Raw genomic sequence first — 14,808 nt, 5'->3', positions numbered from 1 at the left:
GGAACGGTCTGCGTTGTCGGGAAGATACGTGATCTGATCCTTCAACTCAGCAAAAGTTCGATTTATTCAACAAAGCCGCGTTTTGTTCAAGAGGTCCATATTCAGGAACAATCAACCTCCCCTGATACCGATATGCCCAGGCCATACCGTTTGCGACCATGATGGCGTTAACATCGTTGTTGTTAAGATAGATTGTGCCAAGCATACGACCATAGACGTCCTGCCCATGGTCCTGAATATTAACAACCTGATTTGCTACTAACTGAATCATTGTTTGCTTTGCCTTCTGCCCGAAGGCTTGCTTACTTTCAGGGGCATCAATCCCATAGAGCCGTATTCTTGTATTTGTTGCACCGTCATAAGCCTGGACTGTATCACCATCAATAACACGCACCACTTTCGCCGAGAAAGTTTTGGCAATTGAAGTTAGTGGGGAATATAAAAGGATAACAGCCAGTGGAAAAATGGATAATCTAGTTGTCCGGATGTTTATCATTGGTTGTCTCTGGATGATAATCATTAAATGTGATTTGAGGGGAAAATCACAACGATTTTGAAAAGTTACTTTCAATGTATAGGTTACTTTATTAACAACATGCTATTGTGTCAATGTATATGAAAATTATTACCTGAGGTGAATGAAAACGCATCTCGGCTCAGATCAATTAAGGGGGGCTTATGTCTACTGTTAATGATGTGATTGTATCTTATGGAGGTGACAGTAAAAGGTATTCAAGAGACTTCCAGACAAAAGAAGAATTTAAAAAGAGCTGGTACGCCGTTTTGTCACGGGCGCATGCTTCGGTAGAAGCGAAGGTAAGCTGTGCCTGTAAAGGTAAAGGACAAAAATCACTTGCCGTAAAATATCACTCAGGCGGTGATACTTATTTCCTGGCACGGTACCCGAATACAGGTAGTCAACATTCACCTGACTGTATTTTCTTTACGCTTGATAAAGACAATTCAGGTCTAAAATGCTATACACAAGGTGTCGTCAAAGACCTTAAAGATGGAGGCTACGGAATTAGGTTAGACGTGGCATTAGCCTCATCTGACTCGGAGTCTACCTCGATCGTACCGGTTGATAACAGGAATAAATCAGGTGTGTTTCTCAGAATAGCATGTCATTGCTGGGTCTTCTCCAGTTCCTGTGGGATGACAGCGGTCTGAATCGTTGGTATCCGAAAATGGCCGGGAAACGTAATCCTGGCAAGGTGTTCAACCTTATAACCCACTCTGCGGAAAAAATTAAAGTCGCATCACATCCACTGTCCATGCATTTACTTGCAGGTGCATATCCTTCGACACCTCAGGAGACAAAAAACATAAAAATGACATCAGAGGCGCTGATGAATAAAGAGCGTCTGATTTGCCTCAATGTACTTTCTAAATATAACCCTGAAAGACACTCGAATGCATCAAAACGACTACCGATAAAGTTTTTTTCAGGTGTTCCAGTTGTGCTGATGAATACTGAGAATTGGGCATCACTGGAGAAGAGATTCAGCTCTGAAATAGCAAACTGGCGTTCAGGAGGTAACGTAATCTGTATGGCTATAGGTGATCTGGGTAAATTTAAGGGGAAAGATACATACTATCTTAAACCACTTCAGATAGCATTGATGAATGTTGATGAAAACTGGATCCCGGCAGACTCGAGTTATGAGCTGACCATGCTAAATTATCTTCATAAGCATGAGCGGTCATTTATCAAACCCCTGAGATACGATGCTTCTAATAATGATGTTTTCCCAGATTTTTGTCTGACGGATATTGGGGGGCATGAACTGTTTCCTATTGAGGTATTTGGTATGGATACTGCTTCATATTTGGCGCGTAAGGCGATCAAAGAAAGTTACTATAATGAACGATATGGAAAGGATGGTTGGGCATCATGGGTAGCACCGGCTGGCCCCCTACCCCATTTGCCCGATAAGGGCTGCAGTTAACGCCAAAATGCTTCAGTAAGGGCTTCGGCCCTATTATAACTATCAGCACTTTTCTGGCATAAAAGGCTTCAGCCCTGTTGTACTTCATCCTGCGATTTCAATTTTGATCAATTAACCGGCCAGAAATCATACGAAATTTTCTTTTCGTCGCCGTGCGCTACGTGAAATCTGACGTACTCACCCCTCCGTTTTTCTTCAGATTTCGCGTAGCGCAACCTGAACAAAAACCACTAGAAAAGTAACTTTTGGACTGATTCAGAAGCTGGTTACCCCCACCTCGGGTGATAACATTAATCTAACACATGGAATAAAGGGTATTATTCTAACTGTAAATAGGATGTTATACATCTCTTGGCGCGGTGGAAAAATGAGCACACTTCTGGTTATTCCTGAATTCATGCTTTTTGTTGGCCTTTATATCGACATATTGAAACCTTGTTTTATTTAAAAGGCATCAATTTTATAATCAATTTCTGTTATTTTATCGCTATTGACATTTACCATTGTGACTATATCCAATGATATTAAATCACTTACATCTAAAAGTGACGGTGTCACGTATTGTGCGCCCAGAGAGACCCTTTTCGTGAAAAAAGTAGTTCACTCCCATAACGAAATGTGGGCTTCTTTTTTGCAGATCGTATGTTAATGTCTTCAAGTAGCAGGAAGGAAAGTGATGCAGGCATGAAAGGATGACAAACCGGCAAAGGGGCTGCTACTGCTCCGTATTCAACAAACCACCCCTGGTTAGTTGAATCCTTTGCCGGTTTTACTGACAATACCAGACAGGTAAACTTTTTCCATCAGATTTTCTCGTCAACATGTTGCATTCATAGTTTTTCCATAATTGGATGCTTTTGCAGGACAACTACGGTTTTTATCCTTTCGTGCCCGGTAAAAAAAATTGTTAAATAGCGATTTCACCCTTTTAAAGGAAAAATTGTCCTCAGGCTCACAGTACTATAAAAGTATCAATAATCAGGAGCCTTACTATGACTACCATGAAAGTTCATTATTCACCAACTGACGGGATCCCTTTGCACTCCCTTTATCTGAAGGAAACTTCAACCACTGAACGATCAGGTTCAGTACTGGGGGGCGGCATTTCGGGAGACTCTGTTATTCTGGGAGGCGGAGGTTATGCCGGTTCGGAAATGCAGAAGACGACTCGTTCTACTGTCTTTGCACCACCTGATGAAGTTACTGCTGAGCCTGACAACACAAAAATGGTCCTCCGGATTTCCTGTGTTATCGGTGTAATGTTTTTACTTATAATTATTACCTTATTCAGTAATGCTGTTGTTGATATTTTTGACGTAAACGTATCTAAAACAATGTCTTCTTTCCTGGAACATGCTCCCTTCTTTATCATTGGACTATCTGTCATTTGTGCTTTCTTTGTTATAGGAATGACCGATCATGATTACACCCCGGTACTTGAAGAGCATAAAAGGAATGAAGCGCGTTTGTCTGTATACCACAGGCTACGCTATGTCGAAGCTGATAATATTGTTTTTGATCCGCAATCAATGAAAGGATGTTATGCAGAAAGAAAATTCATTGCTTCACTAGTTGAAAGCTGTATCACTAAGTAATATCCCTGATTTCCTTTACTAAGCCTTTCATGTAAGGCTTAGTAATTGCTTTAACCCTCCCTTTGCTCACTGTTTTTATATGCTTCCGGTTTATGGGTGTGCTAAAAGTTGCTTTCTCGTGTTTGAAGTTGACTCCGAAAAATATTAAATGTTTTTGAATATTATTCATAAGCACTATTATATAAATAGGTACTAGCAAGTGAAATAATTACTGATAATATGTCTTTATGTGCTTCCTATTCTCTAAGGATGGTAATTAATGATATCTTCCACGCTTGTCCCGATTAACCCTTTCCAGCGATGTGCAATGGCTTCTATTGCTTCTGTGGAGAATCGCAGAGCTTTGGGACGGAAAACAGGAGAACTGGCCTACGTCAAAGCCTTTTTTAAAGAACTTACAGGTAAATCGCAAATTAGCTCGAATGACTTGAGAAAGGTTGATTCGAGTTACGATCCATTTGTTCGTGGCGAAGCAACTAAAGTTGAATACCTGCGTGCTATCGATATTCTGATTGAATCTCGTGGAGAGTGTTTTATTCTCCCTCTTTCCTGGTCTCTGGCAGTTTCCATGTTCCCGGAGTTACAGAACAGGGTTTTTCAGCGCCGCGAACACCGTGACCGGATTCATGATCAAAGGGTGGAGCGCCTGACAAAGAAAGAATCTAACCTATTGAAATATCAACTTGAAATTAACGTTGCAAAATCCAGGCTTTACTTGTCTTTCTGTGTTCCAGGTCAACATAAACGCTGGTTAGAAGAGTGGCGAAACGATACCCATGGACAAGGACTTACAACTAATCATATTTACCTGCTGATTAAGGAATGGTGGTCATCATTCTGGATAACTTCATACAGAAAGGACTATATTTGGTGTTACACACTGGCTGAATTGCTGGACGAGATTGATTATGTTCTTAGCACTATTACAATTATGGAGTTTAACGTCTGTTTTTCAGCGCTACCATTATCTCTTATATATAAAGCTGGATAGAATACAAAGCTTCAATCAGAAAAACTAAATTTTGCAAGCCCAATATTTCTCACTGTTTTCAAGGGTTTTTTGTACCATTTAAGGGGGTGGTTATTATTATCCAGAATTTATGAATCTGACCTTAATTATTATTGCTTCCGGTGGAAATACCCCCTTGATGAGCCGGTTTGGTTTAGTATGATGGTCTTATTCATAATCGATCGTAATCTTCTAAACAGATATGAGGTTTATCATGGCTGACTATTATTCAGAATGTGCTTGCCTTATCGAAGCAAATCCTACTCAAGCTGATATATTACTTGAGGCAATGAATGAATTGTTTGAACCGGATGATAGTTTTATTCAAAAACTAATTTCATGTGATAACACAAACGGCCTGTCAGAAATGGAGATTATTGTACGTCACTGTGTCCTGAACCATCCATTCAGAAATGTTTCAGATATTCCTGAAGACCTGGACTGGCATTTTGATGGGGAAAAATGCCCAGAAGGTTTTCTTATTAACAGTGATCTCGGTGATTTCAATTCTGAACATGGTGCGCTGTTTGCTCAGGCGGCACTTATTGCATTTGACAGGAACGAATTGATAGAGTTCAAAATTGCTTTTACATGCAGTAACTTAAAAAGGCCTGACGGGTTTGGAGGCGCTGCCTGTGTCGTGAGCAAGGATTTCATCCGGTGGACAGGTCTACACAATTTTCTGGAGGCTGAACGAACCGCTTTCGCCGAGAAGATGAATTACTTCTTTTGTGAATTTACAGAGGTCGTCGGTGAGCTTGAATATCCAGTATCGTTTATATTGCGTTGCCCGAACAGCGTTAATGCAGCGCATAGGTATGATGAGATTCAGCTTAAATATCGCGATGGTGGGGAAAAAGATGCCGAAGGAGGGATACAATTTAGTTCTGGCTCTGCCATCAAAAAACCCAGTATGAAACCAATCACTCCTGATGAGTTCCGGGTGATGAAATCGTACCTGAACGTTATGTGATTTTCTTTGGTCCGGGCATTCTCCCTCCACTCTTCTGTACTGATCTGTCTATTTTGTGAGGCATTATGACAAAGCAAATATTACCCAATGAACTGGCTGAAATCGTAACCGGTCTTCTTATTAAACCTGAACTGCTGGGTGAACTTGACTCCCGTGAGGCGCACCAGGCCTTCATGCTGGATATAGGGCGGGTAATTGCTGATCACTGTGGTGGACGGGTCAACGGCATTACGGATGGCGATGTCGCAAAGCCCTATCTTTCAGACATAGAGTGTACCCCCACACTCCACATTGAACCCGATGACCGTCTGCCTTCGACTGAACGTAACGTATGGTCAAATTATCATGTTGAAGCCTGGGCAGACGAGGGACAGGAAACTATCCTCGACAGGGCGATCCGAAACTCTGACAGAGCTGCCCTGCAATCTCTGCTTATTGTGGCCGCACAAAAATAATCTGTCGGTGCTCCTGTTATTAAACGAATGACGGACTGGCGTATCCCTGAAGGTGAACCGGTTTGCCATGAAGCGGATAGCAGAATTTATACGGCCACCTACCATCTGGATAACCAGACCTCAATCGAGGTGGCGGACGATACAGGTCAGCTTTGCTTAGGTGTATTACCGGAAATCAATCATGGCGTGCCTGCACTACATCTGAATGTGTCGGGTGGGGATAAGCTTCTCCACGTACATGCTGCACAAGGTGGACTTGTCCTGACACCAGACAGTTCCGGGGTACGGTTTCAGGGTGCTGAATGTGACAGGTATGCTTACAGAGATCAGAACTCATTACTTGTGAAGGAACAGTAATATACTGCCCTCCGCCGATCCAGAGTATGGGGTTACCGCATCAGATTTTACTGAGCACACAATCACGAAAAAGTTACTTTTTTCTCAGGAGGTGCCTGGACCCCTGCCCTTCATTTTGACGCGAGCAGGATGTTAGCACCTCACGTGCAGTTACTGTTATTCGCGTCCTGGTGGTATAGTGCAGCGGCTGGCAGAAGTAACCTACTATCCAACGGAATAAGATCACGATGAACGTCATTCAGCCCCGCATGCTTTCTGTATTTGATTTTGACGGTACGTTAACGCGGCATGATAGCTTTATCCCTTTTCTGCGGTTTGCCTTTGGCAATCGGGCGTTTTCGCGACGTATCGTCAGCATGGCTCTACCCACGTTACGCTGTATGGGTAAGCAGATGACGCGTGATGAGCTAAAAGAAACGCTCATTACAACTTTTCTTACTGGTGTAGAGGAAAAGTGGGTGTCTTCTAAAGCAGAGGAATTCTGTCAGCTCTACTGGCATCGCCTCATGCGCCCGGCAGGTTTGATTGCTGTGGCGAATGAAGTCACTTCCGGCGCGATCGTCACCTTATGTTCTGCGTCGCCGGAAATTGTACTCAGACCCTTTGCCGAAAAACTTAGGATCAAACTGATTGGTACACAATTAGAGACAAAAGACGGCATTCTGACTGGCAGAATCAGTGGCCATAATTGCAGGTGCTCACAGAAAATTATCCGGCTTGAAAAAGAATATGGACCTCTGACTGACTATCATCTTCGGGCATGGGGTGATACGCGGGGTGATTATGAACTCCTTTCCGCAGCGACTGAGCCTCACTGGCGTCACTTCCATCAAGGTTTCCGTCGTAAACTTCCGTCGAAGCTAATCATCAGATAAAAATTGCCCTTTATCGTTCTGTAATTTCTTCTTTACATAAAGGCAACATATATTCTACATTTAACCACTGTAACTGGTCAAAAAAAGAGTGCATCCTGGTAAGTCGGTAGCTCGGACTATTAGGTATGCTTCAACCTGTTACCATTGGAATACCTACTTTCAGCCCGCTTTTCCGAGCGGGTTTTTTTCATCCCTGCCGATGTGTTCCTGGGTATAAATTACTGGGTGAAGTTGGGTTTCAGCGATCACATCTGCATATAGCCCTGTTTAGCTCTGCGTACTTTGAAAAGATGTCGTCATGGCAGCAGGCCTATCGCCCCTTACCGGGGCGATGGGTCAGATAATGCCTTCCTTTTTTGCCAGTCCAAGCCAGTCTTTGAACTCTTCGAGAAGTTTTTCATACAACTCTTCGTCCTTTATGTGGGCAAAATTATCGATCGCAAAAAAGTTGCTGTTGTCTACGCGACGGTCGCTAAAGGTGTCCAGCCTCTCCAGAATCCCATAATTTGATCCGCCCAGTCCCACGAACTTCCAGAAGACAGGATAGTTGGCTGAGCGGCGGATGGCCTCTTTAATTTCTCGTGTTTTGCTGATCCCGCCATCTGTAATGCACACGACAAAAACGGGTAGGGTGCTATCCTTGAAATAATCGATAACCTCATTCATGACTGGCGGCTCATTGTTCGTCCCGCCAAGGCCGGGAAGGATTTCCCAGGCAGATCGTTTACCCGTGTTCTGAATTGCAGCAATGTATCCGTCAAGGTTGTCCAGTGTGACGTCAGGGTATTTCTTGTGACGCTCAGCAAAGCCCCATACATCCATCGTGCCGTCATCATCGAACTGGACAGACAGGACAGCTATACGGTCAAGAACGGCCTGTACATGGCCTTTTTTAAACTGGCCGGTCATTGAGCCTGAGGCATCGAGAACAAAAGCGACTCGTGCTTCAACGGTATCCAGTTTGTGTTTTGCCAGTGAAATACTGGCTTTCTTAGCCAGGCTGATAAGCGCAGGCGCTTTACCTTCGAGTTTCTTTTCAAGGCTGATCCTGGCTGGTTGCGGTACAACTTCTGCTGCAGGTTCCACGTCCACACCATAGCTAACTGCCAGTGGCTCAAGCCCGCCATTAAATCCCTGCCCAAGCGCCCTGAGCTTCCAGTTGCCCTGGTATCGGTAAACTTCCCCCATAATTACTGCCTTTTCTGTGCGGCCATTGAGATCGACAAAAAAGGTGGCCTGACTTTCAGCAGAAAGTTTCAGTTGCGCGAGGCCGCTTATCGTATCACTGCCATCTATCACCATAGTGATTGCAATCTTCTGAATCGTATCCGGGATCTGGTCAAGCGCAAAATGAACGACTGCGTACTGGTGACCGGGGTTGAGTTTCACACTGCCACCGGCGGCACTGAGATTGTTGTAAAAGATAAAATCGGCATCGCCTGTCACTTTTCCCTCAGCATTCAGCATAAACAGGCAAGTCTCAGGGGTACTGTGAAATCCAGGACTGGGGGGATAATCAAGCCGGAGAGTCAGTGTAGCTGTGTGAAGCGGAATGTTCTGTCCTGATTGTAATTGCATTTAGGCTCCTTGTTGCCGGGTAAAGGGATCACTCAGCGGGTAGAAAAAACCCCGGACAGGCCGGGGTTTGGTTTTACTGGTTTATCAGATGTTGATGCCGTGCTGGGTTGCCAGCGCAGCCAGGCCACCAGCAAAGCCCTGTCCTACAGCCTTAAACTTCCATTCCGCGCCATGGCGATACAGTTCACCGAAAATCATTGCGGTTTCAGTTGAGGCATCTTCTGACAGGTCAAAGCGTGCAATCTCGGAGCCATTATCGTTGTTCACCACACGCATAAAGCTGTTACTGACCATGCCGAAATTTTGCTTACGGCTGTCTGCTTCATGAATGGTGACTGCGAATACGAGCTTCTTAACGTCTGCGGCCACTTTTGTCAGATCAATTTTGACCTGCTCATCGTCACCGTCGCCTTCACCGGTACGGTTGTCACCCTGATGCTGTACTGCGCCATCCGGGCTGGTGGTGTTGTTATAAAATACGAAATGCGAATCGGACAGCACTTTACCGTTTTCGCCAACAAGGAATACTGATGCATCCAGATCAAATGCCTGACCATCAGTAACGCGTGCATCCCAGCCCAGGCCAACCAGAGCAACATTCATGCTCGGGGCTTCTTTAGTCAGAGAAACATTACCGCCTTTAACGAGAGAAACAGCCATTTTTTGCTCCTGCTAATCGTAGATATCGGGTCGTGGATATCGGGGGCATCACCCCCGAATGATTTGGGTAAGAAAGTTACTTTTTATCAGGACGCGTTGATGCCGTACTGAGCGCACACGGAAGCCAGTCCACCAGCATAACCCTGGCCAACCGCACGGAATTTCCATTCTCCGTTGTGACGATACAGCTCCCCAAACAGCATGGCAGTTTCAGTAGAAGCGTCTTCTGTCAGATCGTAGCGAGCAACTTCAGTCTGATTGTCATCATTCACCAGACGGATAAATGCGCCGGAAACCTGACCGAAGCTCTGGCGACGAGCCTGAGCATCATGGATAGTGACAACGAAAATAATTTTGTCGACATCCCCAGGTACCGCGTCCAGTTTGATTTTGAGGGATTCATCGTCGCCATCACCTTCACCGGTACGGTTATCACCGGTATGAGTAACGGAACCATCAGCAGATTTCAGGTTGTTATAGAAAATGAAATCTGCATCGCCACGAACCTTGCCATTGGCTGCCAGCAGAAATGCGGAAGCATCGAGGTCAAAGTCCTGACCGTCCGTAGAACGTGCATCCCAGCCAAGGCCAACCAGCACGTTTTTCATGCTTGGCGCGGTTTTGCTCAGGGAAACGTTGCCGCCTTTAGATAGTGAAACGCTCATCTATTTATCCTCTTTCGTTAATCATTAATCAGCTGAGATCAGCTTTCTTTATTTTCAGCTTCCGGCTTTTCCGGAAAGATGACACTGGCCAGAATACCAAGAGCCAGTACACCCAGTACGACATACAGGCTGGTGGTCGCAGACAGGCTGTAACCATGGTGCCAGATGTGATCGGTAGCGTTCAGACCCAGCTTAAACGCAATGAAGAACAGCAGGACGATAACAGCTTTCTCCAGCTGGGACAGATACTGTTTCAGGGCTTCCAGTACGAAATACAGAGTACGCAGGCCCAGTATTGCGAACATCATGGCGCTATACACAATCAGAGGTTCACGACTGACTGCAATAATGGCCGGGACAGAGTCGAAGGCAAACATTACGTCAGAGAGTTCCACTACAGCCACACATAACATCAATGGGGTGGCGTAAAGCGCTGCCTTTTTCAGTCGCCCTACAGATACGTCTTTGTTTTCTGGCTTAGCCAGTTCGGCGTCCACTTCTTTTTGTGTCAGCAGGAATGCATGTCCGGACAGTTTCGGCCAAATCGGGAAGAAGCGTTTAACCAGGCGATAAGCAAGGTGCTGAGAATAATCCTCAATTTCGTCATCATCCCCACCGCCTTTGAGCATCATGACCGCAGTCCAGGCAACAACAACGGCAAAGATCAGCTCGACATAAGGGCCAAGGCTAAGCAGACCGGTACCGATCGCAACGAAAATCCCCCGGAAGACGATAGCGCCAATGATCCCCCAGTACAGAACCCGGTGACGGTAACGGTCCGGAACTGAGAACCATGAGAAAATCGCCATCATGACAAACAGGTTATCAACTGACAGCACCTTCTCAAGGGCATAACCCGTGACAAACAGGCTGGCAACCTCGGCACCGTGATGCACATACAGGAAACCGGCAAATGCCATCGCGACAACAACCCAGAAAACGGACCATAAGGCTGCGCTTTTGAGGGAAATTGGCTTGTCATGTCGGTGCATGAACAGGTCAATAAAGATGGCGCCGACCGACAGAGCAACAAAGACCGTCACTGTTTCAGCCGGAAAACCGATGTGAGTGGAAACCATATCGTACCTTTATCCGTTGTTTATCAGAGGCCAAATTCAGCCGGGTCGAAACCCAGCGAACGGGCAATTTCACGGACAGCACTCTTCTCATCATCATCGAAGTTGCCATCACTTTTAGCGACAGCAATACCGACACGAAGAGCCAGTTGAGCTGCCTCTGGCTGGTCTTTCAGGGCGAGGATATATTTCATCGTTTCGCCTTTTCCGATTTCCAGATCAAAGTCGAAACTGGTCACCAGCTTGTTAAAAAATTCGATAACTTCTGCTGTATCGAAGACTTTCAGCTCTTCTGAGGATCGCAGAAATCCAATCATCTTCTGTTTTTCTTCGGAGCTGACACCGTCACTGGCAACAGCGATACGGGCGCATACCGCGACGGTACCCTGCATAAATTTCTTGTTTTTGTAACGGCCTACCTGGCGGGTCAATTCCTCACGACCCGAGGTCAAAGCCCCTTTTACTTTGTCGAAAAAACTCATTCTCATACCCTCATCATTGCGTTTATTTGGAACCTCTGGACCAGCGAAACCCCCAGCCAAAAGCGCGGTCCATTTCCTCCTGGCCTCTGAAGTACTGGTTAATACGTTCCACACGAATGGAACCGTTCTCGTTGACCAGACGGGCAATCGCACACAGCGTGCGTTTGTTATCACCTTCAGTCAGACGTGATTCAATCGGTGGTTGCTCAGGAACATGTAATGTCACCACGCCATCGGTTTTGTCCCAGCTGGGCACGCCCTGATAGATAAAGGCATATATCAGTACCTGGCGAATTTCTTTCCATTCGCGGCCATTGATGTGTAGCCATTCCCCATCCAGAGCCTCGCCGGTACGATCATCACCCTGCAGTTGAACATATGGCTCAGAGTGATAGTTACCAAAAGCATTACCGAGTGCCTGAACAACTGACTTATAACCATCTGCGAGCTCAACGAATGCACCGAGATCCAGGTCTATCGCTTTGTTCGAACCAAACATACCGCCGAGTAACCCGCCTGAACCCGAGCCACGATGCCAGTTCAGATTGATGCGGATTTCACCAAAATTGTCTTTTTTGGCAAGGCTGATGGCAGGCTTCTCTTTTGTCAGAGAAACTTTACTCAGGCTAACTTTAGGCGGAGCCGGAGGCGCTGGTGGCGGAGTGACTGGAGCTGGCTCATCCGCGACGTTGACGCCATAGTACTCAGCGAGAGGTTTCAGGCCGCCATTGAAGCCCTGGGCGATAAAACGAAATTTCCAGTCACCATTCCTGCGATAGACTTCACCGAGGATCAGAGCGGCTTCCTGACGGCCACTCAGTTCTACCTGACCACTGATCAGCGAGGTATTGCCACTTTCAATTTGTATGGACAGATGATTCAGGGAGGAAACTGTATGACTGCCGTCACAGGTAACGGTGAAGGCGACTTTCTGCACGTCGGGCTTGAGGCGGGACAGATCAACGGTGAAAACGCTATTGGTCCCTTCAGCACTGAAGCTAATGGAACCATCTTCATTACGGGGTTGCCCGTAAAAGACCATATCGCTGTCACCCCGAACTTTCCCGTCAGCGAATAATCGAAACGCCGAAGCGTCAACAGGACCCCCAGAAATGACCCTCACGCGGAGATCCTGAGCTATTAAAGGGGCATTGCCCCCCGGTGTCAGGTTCATACGTTAACCACCGTACTTACGATATCGAATTGCATATCGTCGATTGTGCGGCCACCGCTTGCTTTACCATGGGCGGTAAAATCCCAGTTTCCGTTGTTGCGGCGCAGGGAAGCGATGATGATACCCGTATGAGCACCTTGTTCCGTCAGCTGATAACGGGCCAGTTCCTTATTGGTCTGATCCACGACGCGACAGAAGGCGTTATCGACATCGTTGAAGGACTGCCCACGAAAGCTGTTCACGGTAAAGGCGAGGTATTCAACATTTGCCGGCAATTTTGTGAGATCGACGCGAATGATTTCATCATCGCCATCCCCCTCACCCGTCAGGTTATCGCCGGAGTGGACGACAGAACCACAGCTGGATTTCAGTTTACGGAACCAGATGGTGTCAATTTTATTACCTGCCACATCCAGAAGAACGCAACCTGCATCCAGATCTATGGAATCATTGCCACCAAAAAAGCTGCCAAATAATCCCTTTTTCTTAACAGGATCCCAACCTAAGCCGAACTGAAGCTGGCTGAGAGCAGTGGATTGTTTGCTGAGTGATACCGTCTGGTTTTTACTTAAAGAAACCATATTCATTCCTTAAAGGTATTGACTGAGGTTTTTTAAAATTCATATTCAGTGAAGCAACATCAAAATCATATCATGACAAAGTTCACCCGCAAGATAAAAACTGGTAGGTTTTCATAATTTACGTTTCATTACATTGTCACTACTGATTTTATTCTCAAGTATGCTTTTGATATATATCATTATTATTTTATTTTTAAGAAATTCAAAAACACACAGTGTTTATCATATTATGATTGACACGGTGCGTGGGTGTTCTTAGACTCAAGTATCATAAAACGACCATCCTCTCATCAGGCGACAATTATAAAACATGACTAAGAAAATTTGGTTTATGGAAGGACTATCTTCCCAGCGAGACATTGTTCTTGGGGTAAAATCATTTGCGGAAAAGGAAAATCAGAATATTGTTGTTTTTTCGTCTCATCGCAATGATAGAAATGAGATCTTGTCAGTCTCCGATTTTTCAATGCTCGAACCAAAAAGTGAAGAAGAACGCCTTTCATTTATCCATTCAATTACGAGTGCTCATGGTATTAATGCGATACATACTGGTCGCAACTGTAAATGGTTTGAAAGCCACCGGGAAAACATTCAACGTTCTGGTATCCACCTGACTACCGGGTCAACGGGGACTCACTGGTTTGAATTAGCCGATGAAAAAGTTACTTTTTCCGAGTTTATGGAAAAAAATGGACTTCCGGTTGTCCCGTCGGTTCGGGTAAAAAATGTAGACGAGCTTCGTACTCTGCTGAGTCATCCCCCTTTCCCTTCTGATTGCCTCTGCATTAAACCTGTTACAGGCATTTATGGCATGGGATTCTGGCGTTTTGATGACAATGTTTCCCCGGTAGCTTTTCTCAACAATCCTGATAGCCGTGTTATCCACCCATCACAGTTTCTGGCTGCTCATGCCCGGATGGACTGCTTTACTCCACAAGTACTGATGCCCTATTTACCCGGACCAGAATACTCTGTGGATATGGTGGTAAGTCAAGGCACGGTCCTGGCCGCTATCGGGCGGCGTAAAGAAGGTGTGCTTCAGTATCTGGAAAATGAAGGGGAAGCGATTGAACTTGCCATCAACTGCGCCCGCCTAATGAACGCAGACGGCATGGTCAATGTACAGACTCGCCATAATGCCGAAGGCAAACCGCTATTGCTGGAAATTAACATGCGGCCTTCAGGAGGTATTGGTTATACGCGGTACAGTGGCGTGAATCTTCCGGGTCTGTATGCCTTCCATACACTTGGGCTGATGGATGATGATCAGGTCAGGCAGTCAGCGAAAACTGATTTTTCACCTGCAGTCGTCCGCTCTGTCACCGATGTCATTCTCTATCCGGCATCATTGACCAACAGAATTGATTAATGGAGGCAGA

The 14,808-nt window shown here is 45.6% G+C and carries 17 protein-coding genes; 9 read left to right on the top strand and 8 right to left on the bottom strand.

The features are described 5' to 3' along the window. Positions 1–46: 46 nt before the first annotated feature. A complete protein-coding gene (locus tag L2I46_RS26375; RefSeq protein WP_045372405.1) occupies positions 47–496 on the bottom strand; it encodes a thermonuclease family protein in 450 nt (149 codons plus the stop codon). Between the two features lie 182 nt (positions 497–678). On the opposite strand from L2I46_RS26375, the gene L2I46_RS29560 reads away from it, so the two are divergent. From L2I46_RS29560 to L2I46_RS26340, 8 genes are all read left to right on the top strand, one after another. Further along, positions 679–1,170: a DUF1173 family protein gene (locus L2I46_RS29560; protein WP_255299134.1), complete on the top strand. Its 492-nt coding sequence runs from the start codon at positions 679–681 to the stop codon at positions 1,168–1,170. Next, positions 1,122–1,949: a DUF1173 family protein gene (locus tag L2I46_RS26370; protein ID WP_016947100.1), complete on the top strand. Its 828-nt coding sequence runs from the start codon at positions 1,122–1,124 to the stop codon at positions 1,947–1,949. The genes L2I46_RS29560 and L2I46_RS26370 overlap by 49 nt, the downstream gene beginning before the upstream one ends. A gap of 992 nt (positions 1,950–2,941) precedes the next feature. Next, a complete protein-coding gene (locus L2I46_RS26365) occupies positions 2,942–3,544 on the top strand; it encodes a hypothetical protein (protein WP_014386554.1) in 603 nt (200 codons plus the stop codon). Between the two features lie 259 nt (positions 3,545–3,803). Next, positions 3,804–4,535 (top strand): plasmid SOS inhibition protein A, encoded by a 732-nt coding sequence (locus tag L2I46_RS26360; RefSeq protein WP_065813314.1) that lies wholly within the window; start codon positions 3,804–3,806, stop codon positions 4,533–4,535. Positions 4,536–4,767: 232 nt separating this feature from the next. After that, positions 4,768–5,526, top strand: a complete 759-nt coding sequence (locus L2I46_RS26355) for a hypothetical protein (RefSeq protein WP_236948344.1) — start codon at positions 4,768–4,770, stop codon at positions 5,524–5,526. A 65-nt stretch (positions 5,527–5,591) separates the two neighbouring features. Continuing rightward, positions 5,592–5,981 (top strand): hypothetical protein, encoded by a 390-nt coding sequence (locus L2I46_RS26350; RefSeq protein WP_004181725.1) that lies wholly within the window; start codon positions 5,592–5,594, stop codon positions 5,979–5,981. A gap of 27 nt (positions 5,982–6,008) precedes the next feature. Next, a complete protein-coding gene (locus L2I46_RS26345; protein ID WP_124990483.1) occupies positions 6,009–6,338 on the top strand; it encodes a hypothetical protein in 330 nt (109 codons plus the stop codon). Between the two features lie 227 nt (positions 6,339–6,565). After that, positions 6,566–7,213, top strand: coding sequence for an HAD family hydrolase (locus L2I46_RS26340; protein WP_001100942.1), 648 nt, complete (start codon positions 6,566–6,568; stop codon positions 7,211–7,213). A 336-nt stretch (positions 7,214–7,549) separates the two neighbouring features. On the opposite strand, the gene L2I46_RS26335 is transcribed toward L2I46_RS26340, so the two are convergent. From L2I46_RS26335 to L2I46_RS26305, 7 genes are all read right to left on the bottom strand, one after another. Then, positions 7,550–8,791 (bottom strand): VWA domain-containing protein, encoded by a 1,242-nt coding sequence (locus L2I46_RS26335; RefSeq protein ID WP_016947104.1) that lies wholly within the window; start codon positions 8,789–8,791, stop codon positions 7,550–7,552. Between the two features lie 84 nt (positions 8,792–8,875). After that, a complete protein-coding gene (gene terE / locus L2I46_RS26330) occupies positions 8,876–9,451 on the bottom strand; it encodes a tellurium resistance cAMP binding protein TerE (protein ID WP_004026611.1) in 576 nt (191 codons plus the stop codon). A gap of 86 nt (positions 9,452–9,537) precedes the next feature. Beyond that, positions 9,538–10,116: a tellurium resistance membrane protein TerD gene (gene terD / locus L2I46_RS26325; RefSeq protein WP_004026609.1), complete on the bottom strand. Its 579-nt coding sequence runs from the start codon at positions 10,114–10,116 to the stop codon at positions 9,538–9,540. Positions 10,117–10,154: 38 nt separating this feature from the next. Further along, positions 10,155–11,195 (bottom strand): tellurium resistance membrane protein TerC, encoded by a 1,041-nt coding sequence (gene terC, locus L2I46_RS26320; RefSeq protein ID WP_012540178.1) that lies wholly within the window; start codon positions 11,193–11,195, stop codon positions 10,155–10,157. A gap of 23 nt (positions 11,196–11,218) precedes the next feature. Then, entirely contained in the window at positions 11,219–11,674 is a 456-nt protein-coding gene (gene terB, locus L2I46_RS26315) for a tellurium resistance membrane protein TerB (RefSeq protein ID WP_004026604.1), read from the bottom strand. A 22-nt stretch (positions 11,675–11,696) separates the two neighbouring features. After that, on the bottom strand, positions 11,697–12,848 hold the full coding sequence (terA, locus tag L2I46_RS26310; protein ID WP_025368659.1) for a tellurium resistance system protein TerA: 1,152 nt from the start codon (positions 12,846–12,848) through the stop codon (positions 11,697–11,699). Next, complete coding sequence (locus L2I46_RS26305) at positions 12,845–13,429, bottom strand: TerD family protein (RefSeq protein ID WP_065813315.1); 585 nt, start codon at positions 13,427–13,429, stop codon at positions 12,845–12,847. The genes terA and L2I46_RS26305 overlap by 4 nt, the downstream gene beginning before the upstream one ends. Before the next feature lie 310 nt (positions 13,430–13,739). Between L2I46_RS26305 and L2I46_RS26300 the strand changes: the two genes are divergently transcribed. Next, complete coding sequence (locus L2I46_RS26300) at positions 13,740–14,798, top strand: ATP-grasp domain-containing protein (protein WP_065813316.1); 1,059 nt, start codon at positions 13,740–13,742, stop codon at positions 14,796–14,798. Positions 14,799–14,808: the final 10 nt, after the last annotated feature.

The organism is Klebsiella sp. 2019SCSN059 (assembly GCF_021739525.1).
GTDB lineage: Bacteria > Pseudomonadota > Gammaproteobacteria > Enterobacterales > Enterobacteriaceae > Klebsiella > Klebsiella quasipneumoniae.
This window is presented reverse-complemented; position numbering and strand designations above follow the sequence as displayed.

Bases quoted from the DNA above. Each gene is read 5' to 3' on its own strand.
- L2I46_RS26340 (WP_001100942.1), top strand. From the start codon at position 6,566: ATGAACGTCATTCAGCCCCGCATGCTTTCTGTATTTGATTTTGACGGT.
- L2I46_RS26370 (WP_016947100.1), top strand. From the start codon at position 1,122: ATGTCATTGCTGGGTCTTCTCCAGTTCCTGTGGGATGACAGCGGTCTG.
- L2I46_RS26305 (WP_065813315.1), bottom strand. From the start codon at position 13,429: ATGGTTTCTTTAAGTAAAAACCAGACGGTATCACTCAGCAAACAATCC.
- L2I46_RS26355 (WP_236948344.1), top strand. From the start codon at position 4,768: ATGGCTGACTATTATTCAGAATGTGCTTGCCTTATCGAAGCAAATCCT.
- L2I46_RS26375 (WP_045372405.1), bottom strand. From the start codon at position 496: ATGATAAACATCCGGACAACTAGATTATCCATTTTTCCACTGGCTGTT.
- L2I46_RS29560 (WP_255299134.1), top strand. From the start codon at position 679: ATGTCTACTGTTAATGATGTGATTGTATCTTATGGAGGTGACAGTAAA.
- L2I46_RS26360 (WP_065813314.1), top strand. From the start codon at position 3,804: ATGATATCTTCCACGCTTGTCCCGATTAACCCTTTCCAGCGATGTGCA.
- L2I46_RS26365 (WP_014386554.1), top strand. From the start codon at position 2,942: ATGACTACCATGAAAGTTCATTATTCACCAACTGACGGGATCCCTTTG.
- terA (WP_025368659.1), bottom strand. From the start codon at position 12,848: ATGAACCTGACACCGGGGGGCAATGCCCCTTTAATAGCTCAGGATCTC.
- terE (WP_004026611.1), bottom strand. From the start codon at position 9,451: ATGGCTGTTTCTCTCGTTAAAGGCGGTAATGTTTCTCTGACTAAAGAA.
- L2I46_RS26335 (WP_016947104.1), bottom strand. From the start codon at position 8,791: ATGCAATTACAATCAGGACAGAACATTCCGCTTCACACAGCTACACTG.
- terC (WP_012540178.1), bottom strand. From the start codon at position 11,195: ATGGTTTCCACTCACATCGGTTTTCCGGCTGAAACAGTGACGGTCTTT.
- L2I46_RS26350 (WP_004181725.1), top strand. From the start codon at position 5,592: ATGACAAAGCAAATATTACCCAATGAACTGGCTGAAATCGTAACCGGT.
- L2I46_RS26345 (WP_124990483.1), top strand. From the start codon at position 6,009: ATGACGGACTGGCGTATCCCTGAAGGTGAACCGGTTTGCCATGAAGCG.
- L2I46_RS26300 (WP_065813316.1), top strand. From the start codon at position 13,740: ATGACTAAGAAAATTTGGTTTATGGAAGGACTATCTTCCCAGCGAGAC.
- terB (WP_004026604.1), bottom strand. From the start codon at position 11,674: ATGAGTTTTTTCGACAAAGTAAAAGGGGCTTTGACCTCGGGTCGTGAG.
- terD (WP_004026609.1), bottom strand. From the start codon at position 10,116: ATGAGCGTTTCACTATCTAAAGGCGGCAACGTTTCCCTGAGCAAAACC.